This window comes from Ruegeria arenilitoris (assembly GCF_013032445.1).
Lineage (GTDB): Bacteria > Pseudomonadota > Alphaproteobacteria > Rhodobacterales > Rhodobacteraceae > Ruegeria > Ruegeria arenilitoris_F.
Genome location: NZ_WQCA01000012.1, coordinates 69,913 through 82,500 on the forward strand (window position 1 = coordinate 69,913; position 12,588 = coordinate 82,500).

Annotated in this window: 16 protein-coding genes; 10 read left to right on the forward strand and 6 right to left on the reverse strand. The window is 60.4% G+C overall.

Annotated features, from left to right (window positions below; all coding sequences use genetic code 11):
- The first annotated feature begins 1 nt into the window (after position 1).
- A complete protein-coding gene (locus GOW98_RS18135; protein ID WP_170334626.1) occupies positions 2 to 646 on the forward strand; it encodes a DUF1523 family protein in 645 nt (214 codons plus the stop codon).
- 45 nt (positions 647 to 691) lie between these two features.
- Here the strand turns inward: GOW98_RS18135 and GOW98_RS18140 are convergent, their stop codons facing one another.
- From GOW98_RS18140 to GOW98_RS18165, 6 genes are all read right to left on the reverse strand, one after another.
- Positions 692 to 1,786: a flagellar basal body P-ring protein FlgI gene (locus GOW98_RS18140; protein WP_170334628.1), complete on the reverse strand. Its 1,095-nt coding sequence runs from the start codon at positions 1,784 to 1,786 to the stop codon at positions 692 to 694.
- Positions 1,783 to 2,793: a flagellin gene (locus GOW98_RS18145; protein WP_217359629.1), complete on the reverse strand. Its 1,011-nt coding sequence runs from the start codon at positions 2,791 to 2,793 to the stop codon at positions 1,783 to 1,785. The genes GOW98_RS18140 and GOW98_RS18145 overlap by 4 nt, the downstream gene beginning before the upstream one ends.
- A complete protein-coding gene (gene flgK, locus GOW98_RS18150; protein WP_170334630.1) occupies positions 2,793 to 4,244 on the reverse strand; it encodes a flagellar hook-associated protein FlgK in 1,452 nt (483 codons plus the stop codon). The genes GOW98_RS18145 and flgK overlap by 1 nt, the downstream gene beginning before the upstream one ends.
- A gap of 33 nt (positions 4,245 to 4,277) precedes the next feature.
- Complete coding sequence (locus GOW98_RS18155) at positions 4,278 to 5,573, reverse strand: flagellar hook protein FlgE (protein ID WP_170334632.1); 1,296 nt, start codon at positions 5,571 to 5,573, stop codon at positions 4,278 to 4,280.
- A 97-nt stretch (positions 5,574 to 5,670) separates the two neighbouring features.
- Positions 5,671 to 6,507, reverse strand: coding sequence for a flagellar motor protein MotB (locus tag GOW98_RS18160; protein ID WP_170334634.1), 837 nt, complete (start codon positions 6,505 to 6,507; stop codon positions 5,671 to 5,673).
- 85 nt (positions 6,508 to 6,592) lie between these two features.
- Complete coding sequence (locus GOW98_RS18165) at positions 6,593 to 7,912, reverse strand: FliI/YscN family ATPase (protein WP_437436869.1); 1,320 nt, start codon at positions 7,910 to 7,912, stop codon at positions 6,593 to 6,595.
- A 105-nt stretch (positions 7,913 to 8,017) separates the two neighbouring features.
- On the opposite strand from GOW98_RS18165, the gene GOW98_RS18170 reads away from it, so the two are divergent.
- From GOW98_RS18170 to GOW98_RS18210, 9 genes are read left to right on the forward strand one after another with little or no spacing between them, the layout of a single operon-like run.
- A complete protein-coding gene (locus GOW98_RS18170) occupies positions 8,018 to 8,404 on the forward strand; it encodes a FlgB family protein (protein ID WP_170334816.1) in 387 nt (128 codons plus the stop codon).
- Between the two features lie 12 nt (positions 8,405 to 8,416).
- A complete protein-coding gene (gene flgC / locus GOW98_RS18175; protein WP_170334637.1) occupies positions 8,417 to 8,803 on the forward strand; it encodes a flagellar basal body rod protein FlgC in 387 nt (128 codons plus the stop codon).
- Positions 8,804 to 8,815: 12 nt separating this feature from the next.
- Positions 8,816 to 9,106: a flagellar hook-basal body complex protein FliE gene (fliE, locus tag GOW98_RS18180; RefSeq protein WP_170334638.1), complete on the forward strand. Its 291-nt coding sequence runs from the start codon at positions 8,816 to 8,818 to the stop codon at positions 9,104 to 9,106.
- Positions 9,107 to 9,110: 4 nt separating this feature from the next.
- Positions 9,111 to 9,383, forward strand: a complete 273-nt coding sequence (locus tag GOW98_RS18185) for a flagellar biosynthetic protein FliQ (protein WP_058282142.1) — start codon at positions 9,111 to 9,113, stop codon at positions 9,381 to 9,383.
- Entirely contained in the window at positions 9,383 to 10,093 is a 711-nt protein-coding gene (locus tag GOW98_RS18190) for a flagellar hook-basal body complex protein (RefSeq protein WP_170334639.1), read from the forward strand. Before GOW98_RS18185 ends, GOW98_RS18190 begins: the two co-directional genes overlap by 1 nt.
- Positions 10,094 to 10,115: 22 nt before the next feature.
- Positions 10,116 to 10,901, forward strand: a complete 786-nt coding sequence (flgG, locus tag GOW98_RS18195) for a flagellar basal-body rod protein FlgG (RefSeq protein WP_170334640.1) — start codon at positions 10,116 to 10,118, stop codon at positions 10,899 to 10,901.
- Entirely contained in the window at positions 10,901 to 11,317 is a 417-nt protein-coding gene (flgA, locus tag GOW98_RS18200; RefSeq protein WP_170334641.1) for a flagellar basal body P-ring formation chaperone FlgA, read from the forward strand. The genes flgG and flgA overlap by 1 nt, the downstream gene beginning before the upstream one ends.
- Positions 11,317 to 12,048 (forward strand): flagellar basal body L-ring protein FlgH, encoded by a 732-nt coding sequence (flgH, locus tag GOW98_RS18205; protein WP_170334642.1) that lies wholly within the window; start codon positions 11,317 to 11,319, stop codon positions 12,046 to 12,048. The genes flgA and flgH overlap by 1 nt, the downstream gene beginning before the upstream one ends.
- A gap of 9 nt (positions 12,049 to 12,057) precedes the next feature.
- A complete protein-coding gene (locus GOW98_RS18210) occupies positions 12,058 to 12,564 on the forward strand; it encodes a flagellar basal body-associated protein FliL (protein WP_170334643.1) in 507 nt (168 codons plus the stop codon).
- Positions 12,565 to 12,588: the final 24 nt, after the last annotated feature.

Genomic DNA, 12,588 nt, shown 5'->3' on the forward strand with positions numbered 1-12,588 from the left:
AATGCGTTACATCAAATGGGCCATCATCATCCTGTTCTGGGGGACGATTGCAGTGGTGCTGAACTATACCCTGCCGCAGCATGACGTGGTGCGAATCTCGGATACCTATGAAAAACGGATCGATCCGGGTGAGAACAGTATCTTTTGGTCAGTGCAGGACGTTGGCAGCGACGCGACCACTCCGAATCGGGACGTGTTCTTCATCCAGACGCGCAAGACGAACGGCAAGGTCATGGTCTACCGGAACGAAGACACCGGCTGGGGCTGGCCGCCCTATTTCAAGCTGAATTCCTCGAACCTGCAGGCTGAGGCCGCGGACCTTAAATCAACCACCGAAAGCCCGCGATGGGTCGTCGTGCGCCACTATGGCTGGCGTAGCGAATTCCTGTCGATCTTTCCAAACGCTGTGAAAATCTGGCAGGTCGACGATCCGGACATCCGGATCATACCGTGGTTCAACATTATTTTCCTGACCGTCTTCTTTGCACTGATCTGGGCCATCTGGGTACGCTGGCGCCGGTTCCGCGAGGCGCGCGTCGATCCGATGCTCGAGAATGTGGAAGACGGTCTTTACGCCGCTGGCGATGCAATCGAAGAAAAAAGCAGCCGGTTCAAGCAATGGCTGAACAGTTGGAAGTCCAAATGACGGCGGAGATCATCTGATCCCGCCATCGCCCCGGCAACCATGTAACTATCGCACGACGAATTCCGCGTGCAGTGCCCCGGCCGCTTTGATCGTTTTCAGAATGTCGATCATATCGCGAGGCGACACGCCAAGCGCGTTTAGCCCCGCCACAACCTCGGAAAGGGTGGCTGCCTCGGGGATTTCCGCCAGTCCGGTACCTTCCTCTTCTTCGATGCCAGCGAAGGTGCGGGGGACGACAACAGTCTCGCCGCGCGCAAACGGGTTTGGCTGGACTGCGATTGGCGATTCCTCGACCGTCAGGGTCAGGTTGCCTTGGGATACAGCAACGCGCGAAATTCGAACCTCTTGCCCCATGACGATGGTGCCTGAACGTTGATCGACGACCACGCGGGCCTTGGTTTCCGGCTCGACCAGAATATTCTCGATCCGGCCCAGCGCGTGCGCCGTCGAAGTTGCCTGCGTCGCGGCGATGTTAAGCTCAACCGTCCCGGAATCCCGCATGATTGCCACTGCCCGATTGAATTCAGAGTTAATCGCAACCTCAATGCGGCTGGCGGTGGTGAAATCGGGCTCGCGCAGGGCCAACCGCATTTGTGTCAGTGTCGAGAGGTCGAAATCGATCTCACGCTCCACCCGCGCGCCCGATGGGATCACGCCCGAGGTCGGAACCCCCTGTACGACCGAAGCAGCCTCGCCCTCGGCCACGGCGCCACCAGCCAGAACCGTGCCCTGCGCCACCGCATAAATTTGCCCGTCTGCCGCATTCAGCGGTGTCATGATCAGGGTGCCACCCAGAAGGCTTTTTGAATCACCGATCGCCGATACCGTGGCGTCGATCTGTCCGCCGACCCGGGCAAAAGGCGGCAGGCTGGCGGTCACCAACACGGCCGCCACGTTCTTGGGGCGAAAATCCTCTCCGTTCACGTTGACGCCCAGCCGCTCGAGGATGTTGGACATGATCTCTTCGGTGAAGGGCGAATTGCGCAGCCCGTCACCAGTGCCGTTAAGCCCGACAACCAGGCCATAACCCACCAGATCATTGCCCCGCACCCCGTCGAAATCCACAAGGTCCTTCAGGCGGATCGCACCGGCTGAGACGATCCCGGGCAGCAGCATCAATAGGAAAAGAAGAAGTTTCATCTCAGGAAATTCACCAGCGACAGGTTCGCGTTGCGAACGGTGACGGAATACAGGCTTTCCAACTGGAACTGCACGGTTTGCAATTGCGCGGCGGTTTCATATGGGTCCGCTGCAATCAGTTTATTCCGGCTGTATTCCAGGCTGGTCTGCGCCGCACTGTTGCGCGTGGCGGCCTGTTCGATCCGCGCCTCGGCCGACCCCACCTGCGCGCGCAGGTTGACGATATCATTCTGGGTATTGGCCAGATCGACGCCCAGTTGCGTGAACAACGCCGTGCGTTGGTCACGCGGCAGGTTGAGCCTGTCATCCGACACCAGCGCCGCAACGGCAATATCCCGCAGCGCATCCTTGATCGCGGGGTCAGTCGCAGTGATCGGAATACGAACACTTTCATTCTCGGAGATCTGCATAGCGGCCAAGGCGGTGTCCGATCCCTGATAGATCACCGTGTCAAACCCGGCGGGATCGTTGAACCAATCCTCTGCCGCCTGCCGGATATCCGACACTGTGGGGTGCCCTGTCAGTTCAGCCTCCAGCGCAGTCAGCAGCATGTCGGTTGAGGGCAGGGGAGAAACATCCGTGGCCACGCCGGAATACAGGCTGCGCCCGCCGGCCCGTGTATTCAGCGCAGACATGATCGTGTCTAACTCGTTGCGCGCCTGCACGGACGCGTTTTCGTGGCTGACCGCCTGGTTCGATGTGCCAAAAGACAGCAGGGACGCGGTGAATTCGCTGACCGAGTCATCAACTGTCGTCAGGCTCAACTGCATGGCGTCCGTGAACAACCCGGCCTCGGCCGTGGACACCCGATAGGCATCCAGCCGTGACAGGCTGCGGTCCAGATCCAGCAAGTGCGAGTAATCGCCATCCAGTCGCCCGGACACATTCTGAACCTTGCCGGTGGACATCTCGTGCGACAGGGTCTCGATCTGGGTTTTCAACTCGGTCGAGCGGGTCTTCAATGTCATGCCCCGCGCCAGATCACCGATAGACGTCAAATTAATCATCACAACCTCAACAGAGTATTCATCAATTCATCCACCACCGAGATGACCCGGGCATTAGCGGCATAGGCTTGTTCGATCTGCATCAGGCGCTGCAGTTCCTGATCCGTATCGACGCCGTCTTCGGCCTCGATCCGGGCCATTTCCAGCTGGGCGCCGTTGGCGAAGGTCAGGCGCTGGCTGGCCGTGTGGGCCTTGGCGCCAGCTTTGGACGAAAGCGCCTCGGTCATATCCGAGGCGCGCATGGCACCGGTGCCAAAGGGTGACCCTGCAACCGGACGCGCATCGCTGAGAATGGCACCAAGGGCCTGCAGCTGTGTTGCACCACCCGGATCGCCGGGGACTGCTGCGCCCAGTCCGTCACGCAGCCGCCAGCTGTCGCCGCCATTGTCGGGATCGACAATCGTGTTCAGACTAATGCGCGAGGCCAGCCCCGCCGGAGCCGTCACATCGAACCGGTTACCGGCGTCGGTGAACAGGCCCGTATCGGTGGGCAGCGCGGAGGGGTCCAGACCGGGGGTTTCGAACCGTTCGATCAGGTCCCGGGCGACCGAGTCCAGATTGGCCTGTGCTTCAACCGCCAGCTCATCGCGGATCTGGAACTGCGCCATCAACGCGCCGCCGCGAATCTGAGCGGTGCCTCCACCGGTGCGCACCGGATTGCCGTTCATCTCCAACCCCGACAGCAGGCCGTTGCCGACCGTCATATGGGGTTTGGTGTCTCCGGTGGTTGTAAAGGAAAACTGCGTCGCTGTGCCTTCCAGCAGGATCAGGCCGCCGTCGGAAAACAGCGACACCTGATTGTTCGCCCGTGGCACCGCGTTGACCGGCACCAATTCGTTGACCTGATCAATCAGCACCTGCCGCTGGTCCAGCATGGCCCCGATGTCACCGCCCGAATGTTTGACCGACGGAATTCTGGCGTTCAGCTTCTCGATATCCTTGAGGGTCTGGTTCAGGCTGTCCACCTGTTTGCCAATGGTGCGGTCCGCGTCCGAGCGCAGCTGCCGCACGCCTTCGGAGGCGGAATTGATCCTGTTGGCCAGATCGCGCCCAGTGCGGGCGACCTGATCCAGCCGCTCAGACGAGTCGGGCAGGCTGGCTGCCGTGATCAGGCTACTGTCGAAATCGGCCAGCCGGGCGGCCAGCGATGACAGATCGTCAGCCTTACCTATAAAACCCTCAACCCCGGCGTGAAAGCTGGATACGGCGGTTTGATACGCCAGATCTGCGTCGGTGACGCGGCGATTGGCGGTCAGGACCGGATCCTGGTTGCGCACCACGCCGACGGTTCGCACCCCATGGCCCGAGATTGTGTTCGTCGTCAGTTCCAGCGACCGTCGGGCAAAGCCGGGGGTCAGCGCGTTGGCAATATTGTCCGACACAACTGACGTGCCCCGGCCCGCGGCCGTCAAACCGCTTACTGCGTTGTTGAATGCCGTCGTCATATTCATCGGACAGCCCCCCTTTCCGGGTTAATACCCAAATCAGCGTTTGATGTTGGTGGTTTCCTGCAGCATCTCGTCAACGGTCTGGATCACTGTGGCGCTCGAGGAATAGGCACGTTGGGTTTGAATCAGCGAGGTCAGCTCGGTGGCAATGTCGGTGGTCGATTCCTCGCGCGCGAAGGAGACAAGGTCTCCGGTCGGCCCTTCGCCTGCATTCCACAGGAAGAAGGTGCCGCTTTCGCGGGACGGCGCATAGGTCTGGCTGTCCAGCGCGTTCAACCCGTTGGGATTGGGCACATCCGCCAAAGGGATCTGAAACATGCGGCGGCTGATACCGGTATCATAAAACGCATAAACATAGCCGTTCTCATCGACCTGAACGCTGGTCATAGTACCCACGGCCGAGCCGTCGCGCGTGATCGAAACCGGCGCGAAGGTGTCGGACAGCTGCGTGATGCCGTCCGCGTCGCCGATCTGGCCGATATTGACCTCCATCGGGCCACCGGCGACGTTCACCACAAGGCTGCCGGTGGTCGGATCGTAGGCCCCTCCGGATACGGTTGTGACAGTTGCCAGCGTGCCGCCAGCGGTCCGGCTGTCGGTGAAGGTCAGGGTATATTCCCCGATCACCGCCCCGCCCGAGGCCGAATCGCGCAGGATCATTGTCCATTCATTGCTGCTGCCGACGGCAGGCACGGTTGGTACCAGCTCGATGTCGACGCTTTCGGATTTGCCCAGGTTGTCGAAATACTCAACAGACAGAGGCTGGGTGTCGCCCGGCGCGCCAGCATCGGTCGCCGTGGCTGGCAGGTTCATGCGCAGGTTCATTGCCGTGGTCGGCGCGCCGGACAGTTGATTGACGCTCAGTTGGATGGGTTCCAGCGCTGCTGGGGTGTCCCGCGGCACTGCCGGAATCGACCCGTCAGGATTTGCACGCCAGCCCAACAGGACAAGGCCGGATTCGGTGACCAGATACCCTTCTTCATTGGTGCGGAACGATCCGGTTGTGGTCAGCTGCATCTCGTTCGATCCGCCCGCGATTTGCGAGCTTGGGCGCACCGGCAACATGCCCCGGCCCCGCACGGCCAGATCGGTCGAGTTGTTGGTGGTCACCAGCGATCCGCGTTGGTCGATCAGCCGCTGACTGGTGGTTCTGACCCCGCCCGCCGAATAACTGCCGCCCTGGCCCGACGTGACCATCGAATGAAAATCCGTTTCGACCCGCTTGTAGCCGAAGGTCGAAGAGTTCGCGATATTGTCCGAAATGGTGGCCAGCCGGTTGGCGTTGGCCTTCAATGAGGCCACACCGGCATTCAGCGAGGAGGAAATCGTCATTGGCACGCCCTTCTGTTGCGTCAATCTTGATGCAACAGCTAACGCACTGCCCCTTAACAGCGCGCTAACAGGTAAAATGCCGTCTATCCTGTGATCGTCAGGTCTCGCGCAGGAAAATGATCTCGATTCGGTTGTTACGCACGGCCATCGGGTTTTCATCTGACAATTCCCGGTCGGCGCGACCGGTCACGCGATCCAGTCGCGAAGTCGCAAACCCCTTATCTTCAAGCAGTTGCCGCACCACCTGTGCGCGTGAGGTCGAGATATCCCAGGACGGATCACGCGCCAGAACCACCGGCGAGGCGCTGACATGGCCTTCGACCGCCACGTCATTGGTCACCAGATCCGAAGAACGTGTCACCAGCAGTGCCAGCGCTCGCATCATCGGGGTCGGTTCATCTGTGCCCGATTCGAACAGCGGCTGATCCTCGGTATCGAACAACTCGACCACCAGACCCTTGTCGGTGACGCGCGTGACGATGTGTTTTAGCAACTTGTCCGAAACCATGCTTTCCCCGGTATGCCCCAATAGTTGTGCCTCGAGCGTCGAGAAATCGTCGGACACTTCCTTGCCGCCATCCGGGTTCACCCCGATCGACCCGCGCGCTTGCCGGGCGACTGTGGGATGCCGTTTGGCCGCCCCCGAGCCATCCATCACCATGGTCTTTTCGGAAAACATGTTGTTGCCGCCAAAAGCGCCGTCACCGCCGCCCGAGACCGGATTCACCGGAATCGTCGGCGAGAAGTAATCCGCCAGCCCTTTGCGTTGTTTCTCAGTCGTTGCGTTCAGCAGCCACATCAACATGAAGAACGCCATCATGGCCGTGACAAAGTCGGCATATGCGACCTTCCACGCGCCACCGTGGTGGCCATCGCCACCTGACACACGTTTCTTCTTGACGATGATTGGCACCGCATTGGATTGCGCACCCATCTCCACCACCTTTTATTCACCCGACTACAGGCGTAGCCGGGCAGGTCTTAAGGTGGGCTTAACACTTAAAACTTTTCGGACTTCTTTAGCGCGACACGTTTGCTCTGGCCCGTCGCAGGATCAGTTGCAAGTGGTTGAAGCTGTTCTTGATGCCGTCCGGCTCAGCCTTGCCAAAGAAAACGTCCAGTTCCTCGTGCACGCGCACGGCCTGATCAAGCAGCGGGTCCGCGCCCTCGGTATAAAGCCCCGCTTTGATCATCACCTCTGACTGCTCATAACTGCCAACCAGTTTGCGGATTTCCGAGATCATCTGGTTTTCTTCCGGCGTCGCCGCACCCGGCAGGCTGCGTGAGACCGAGCGGCTGAGGTCGATGGCCGGGAACCGCCCGCGTTCGGCAATGTCGCGGCTGAGTACAATGTGCCCGTCCAACACGCCGCGCAAGATATCCGCGACGGGTTCGTCCATATCCGACCCGGCGACCAGAACGCTGAACACGGCGGTTATGTCGCCCTGATCTGCGGTGCCAGGACCGGCGCGTTCGCAGAGCCCGGCAATCAGCGGCGTGACCGACGGGGGAAAGCCGCGCAGCGAGGGCGCTTCTCCCATCGCAACGGCGATCTCGCGATGCGCCTCGGCAAAGCGGGCCACCGAATCGGCTAGAAACAGCACGTTCAGCCCTTGGTCGCGCAGATGCTCCGCCACCGACATCGCCGACCACGCGCAGCGTCTGCGTGCCAATGCCGACTGGTCGGACGTCGCCGCCACAACGACCGAACGTTTCATCCCCTCGGCGCCCAGAGCTTGTTCGACAAATTCGTTCACTTCGCGCCCGCGTTCGCCGACCAGCGCGACCACCACCGCATGCGCCTGCATCGACTTGGCCAAGGTTGCCAGCAAGGTGGACTTGCCCACTCCCGATCCGGCGAACAGACCGATCCGCTGACCCTGCACCACAGGCAGCATGGTGTTGAGCATGGCCAGCCCTGTCTCCATCCGCTCGCCCAGCGGTTTGCGGTTCACGGCCGGGGGCGGTGCCCGCATGATGTCCTGTTCCTGCGTGCCCGACAGCAAAGGCTTCCCGTCCAACGGTTTGCCGAACGGATCTACTACCCGCCCCAACCAGTGCATCCCCGGCGCAAAAGCGGGTGTCTGATCCAGAATCACCCGGTCGCCCAGGCAGACCCCATCCGGCGCGGCGATCGGCATCATGTGAATCACGTCCGATTCGACATGCAGCACTTCGCCCGGCAGATCCGGCCCGCTGCGCCGCCGCAGGGTCAGGTGATCGCCGATCCGCGCCTGCCCCTCAAGCCCTTGTATTTCAATGACCCCACGCGCCACGCCGGACACGCGGCCCATATGGCGCAAGGCGGACAGGCGGTCGAATTCGCATTTAAGAAGCATCGGGTCGAGATCGGACATCGTGGGTTCTCCAACGGGTTTCTGAAAACGCTTTCTAAAGGAATCGGGGTTAAGCCTTGATTGAAATTGATCGAGGGAGAAGCCCCGATGTTCTATGACCTGAACGTCTTTAAGACAGCGCACGCAATGGCAACTCATGCCGGACAACGGCAGGCCGTTATCGCGCGCAACATGGCCAATGCGGATACGCCGGGTTACCAGCCCCGCGATATCGAGGCCTTTCAAAAAGCATTCGAAAACTCGGACCGTGAGGTCGCCATGACCGCCACACGGGCTGGTCACCTGAACGGTGCATCTGGCCCGCAACCCTGGGCCGAATATGAGGTCGCGCCCTCGGGCGACCCCAATGGCAACGGCGTGTCTGTTGAGGAAGAGATGTTCAAAGCCGTTGAGGTCAAGCGTCAGCATGATCGCGCGCTGACCATCTACAAATCCTCGATGAACATTCTACGCAGCAGTATTGGTCGGTCATAAGGTGGCTAAGACATGAGTGATTTTTCCCATTCCCTCGCCGCCTCGACCAGCGCCCTGCGCGCGCAATCATCGCGCCTGCGGCACGTGTCCGAGAATATTTCGAACGCCGACACGCCGGGCTATCGCCGCAAGACCGTGCCGTTCGAGACGGTGCAGAAAGACGGGCGCGAATTGGTGGAGGCCGGGCGCGTCAAGCTGGACCGCCGTGACGGGACACGTATCTATGACCCCGGCCACCCGATGGCGGATGAAACCGGTCACTATCGTGGCTCGAATGTCGATCTGATGATCGAGATCGCCGACGCCCGTGAAGCGCAGCGCAGCTACGAAGCCAATCTCAAGATGTTCGACCAGACACGCCAGATGTCGTCGAGCCTGATGGAACTCCTCAGAAGATAAAAGGACACCAGAATGGATATCCGATCCCTGACCGCAGCCCAGAACTATGCAGTTGCGCGCCCGGCCACGCAGGCCGATCCAAATCACGCCGGACCGGCGCAGGGGCTGCGCAACACGTTTCAGGACTTTGCCGCAACGCTAAAACAGAGCGAGCAAGTTTCTCAGGCCGCCATGACCGGACAGGCTGACCCACACGCGCTGGTTCAGGCGTTGGCGCAGACCGAATTGGCGGTGGAAACGGCCGTGGTCGTGCGCGACAAGGTGGTCGAGGCCTATCAGGAAATCCTGCGGATGCCGGTCTGACGAGATGCTGAGCGAAGGTCTCTTCTATGACATCGTGCGTCAGGCTCTGTGGGTCGCGGTGATCACCTCGGTCCCGATCCTGGCGGTGGCGCTGGTATCGGGCCTGATCGTCGGCCTGTTCCAGGCGCTGACCTCGGTGCAGGAGATGACGCTGACCTTCGTGCCCAAGCTGATCGCCATCGTCATCGTGTTCTGGATTTCAATGGGCTTCATGACCCAGACGCTGGTGACGTTCTTCACCACAACCCTCATCCCACTGATTGCAGGAGGCCGCTGATGGATACCGCCTATGTCACCCTGTCCCGCCAGTCCGGACTGATGAATGAAATGCGGCTGGTGGCGAACAATATCGCCAATGCCAACACCACCGGATACCGCGCGCAGGGCCTGGTGTTTTCCGAATTCGTCCGCGACATGCCGGGCAACCCCTCGCTGTCGATGGCGCGGGCCGAGACGCGAAATACCTCGCTGCAGCAGGGCCTTCTGACTGAAACCGGAGGCCAGTTTGATTTTGCCATCGAAGGCGACGGGTTTTTCATGGTTGAAACCGCGTCCGGCAATCGTTTGACAAGGGCAGGGGCCTTTTCCCCTAGCGCCGAGGGCGATCTGGTTACGATGGACGGCCACCGGGTGCTGGACGCGAACGGCGCGCCTGTTTTCATCCCTCCGGACGCGGCCTCGATCGATGTGGGCAGCGATGGAACGCTTAGTATCGAAGGGCAGTTTTTGGGGCAGATTGGTGTCTACCGCGTGGCCGATCCCAGCATGCTGGTGCGTGAGGGCAGCACGCAATTCCGTGCCGAAGGTGAGATTGAACCGGTTGAAAACCCGGTTGTTGTGCATCGGTTCCTCGAAGGGTCCAACGTTAACGCGGTTCATCAGGTGACCCGGTTGGTAGAAATCCAGCGCGCCTATGAACTGGGGCAGAGCTTTCTGGAAACCGAAGACGAACGTGTGCGCGAGGCGCTGAAGGCGATAATGCGCTGATTTGTGAAAAGGAGATTTCAACATGCGGGCTTTGAAAATTGCAGCAACGGGCATGACCGCGCAGCAGATGCGGGTCGAGACGATCTCGAACAACCTGGCGAACACGAACACCACCGGCTACAACGCGCGCCGGGCCGAGTTCGCGGATTTGCACTATCAACAGATGGCGCGGGCAGGGACGGTGAACGCCAATGACGGCACGGTTCTGCCCACCGGTATTCAGCTGGGTCTGGGCGTTCGTCCGGCGGCTGTCACCGTGCAGCTGGCGCAGGGCGGGTTGTCGGCCACCGGCAATGATCTGGACGTCGCCATCGAAGGCCGCGGTTATCTTGAGGTGACGCTAACCAACGGTCAGTCCGGCTTTACCCGCGATGGCAGCCTGAAACGCTCGGCCGAAGGGCTGATCGTCACGTCCGATGGGTACGCGGTCGCACCCGAGATCACCATTCCCGACGATGCGCATTCGATCTCGATCAACGCTTCGGGCGAGGTCTATGCCTATTTCGACGATGCGCCCGAGGGGCAGTTGTTGGGAGAAATTACGCTGGCCAGTTTCTCGAGTGCCAAAGGGCTCGAGGCGATCGGCAGCAACCTGTTCAAGGAAACCGAAGCGTCCGGCGCACCGGTGGTTGGCACCCCGGGCGAGGACGGGCTGGGCACCTTGCGGCAGGGCTATCTTGAGGACAGCTCGGTCGACGCAATCCGCGAGGTGACCGAACTAATCGAGGCGCAGCGCGGATATGAGATGAACGCCCGGGTCATTTCCGCCGTCGATCAGATGATGGGCGCAACCACACAGGTGCGGTGATGCGGGCCCTGATCCTAATTGTGGGGCTGCTGATGCCGGTATTTGTGCACGCTGACATTGTCGTGCCGACCCGCACCATCCGTGCCAAGGAAATCATCTCGGCGACCGATCTTGAAATCAAGGCGCAGCAAGTGCCCGAGGCGATGACCGATCCCAAATTTCTGATTGGGCAAGAGGCCCGTGTCGCGCTCTACCCCGGGCGCCCAATCCGCGCCGGAGATATCGGCGCGCCGGCGCTGGTGGATCGCAACGATCTGGTTGTGCTGATCTTTGACCGCAAACCGCTGTCGATCACCGCGGAAGGCCGCGCGCTGGGGCGCGGCGCCGCCGGGGAACGCATCCGGGTGATGAACTTGTCCTCCCGCACGACCGTGACCGGTCTTATCCGGCCCGACGGCCAAATCGAGGTGAAATGATGTCAGGACTTTCGAAATCTCTGTTGTTTACAGTGCTTGCCCTGTCGGCCTGCGGTCGGGTGGATCATTTGGGTAAGCCACCCAGTTTCACACCGAATGAGGACTCGCCTGAACATGTTGCAATGCTGTGGCCGGGCTTGCCGCTGCACACGCAACCGCAGCGTAACGTTGACCAGTCTTCGTTATGGAGCGGTGGTCAGCAATCGTTGTTGGGTGATCAGCGGGCGATCAAGAAAGGTGACATCCTGACGGTCGTAATTGAACTGGACGAGAAAGCCGAGTTTTCGAATGACACGGAACGGTCGCGCTCTGCTTCGGACAGTCTGGGAATAGATGGTCTTTTTGGTCTGCCACAACGCGCGGCCAAACATCTGCCAGAGGGTGCGTCGCTTGCTGATGCGGTCGAGATCGAGTCCTCTTCGGAAAGCACCGGCGAAGGATCAGTGAAACGCAAAGAGAAGCTGACCCTGCGTGTCGCCGCCACCGTGATCGATGTGCTGCCGAACGGTGTTCTGTCGATCTCGGGCTCACAGGAATTACGCGTGAATTTCGAGCTGCGCGAGCTGTTGGTTGCGGGCTATGTGCGGCCGCAGGATATCTCGCGCCAGAATGAGATCACCTATGACAAAATCGCCTCGGCCCGCGTGTCTTATGGCGGTCGCGGACAGATCACCGACGTGCAGCAGCCGCGATACGGTCAGCAGGTTCTCGATGCCGTACTGCCGTATTGAGGAGCAGATATGATGAAGAAACTGTTGCCCGTCATCTTTTTGCTGGTCGGCCTTGGGGCCGGTGTAGGGGCAGGCGTCATGTTGGCACCGTCAGGGTTTAAAGAGGCCGCCAAACAGGTAAAGGCGGAAAAGTCCAAGGAGAATTCCGCAAAAGCCCAGGACGACAAGACAGGAAAAAAGAACAAGCCAAGCGACTATGAATACCTCAAGCTGACCAAGCAATTCGTGGTGCCGGTCGTTGATTCAGAACGCATCGAAGCGCTGGTCACCATGTCGCTGAGCCTTGAGATCACCCCCGGTATGACCGAGGCCTTTTACGCGGTCGAGCCAAAGCTGCGCGACGGGTTCCTTCAGGTCATGTTCGATCACGCCAACACCGGGGGTTTCGATGGCGCCTTCACCGAATCCGATAATCTTAAAGTGTTGCGCAAAGCCCTGCTTGAGACAGCGCGCCGTGATCTGGGGGATGACGTCTCGCAGGTTCTGATCATGAGTGTCAGCCGTCAGGATGTTTGAACCGGGCGGCGCAGCCGAAGCCGG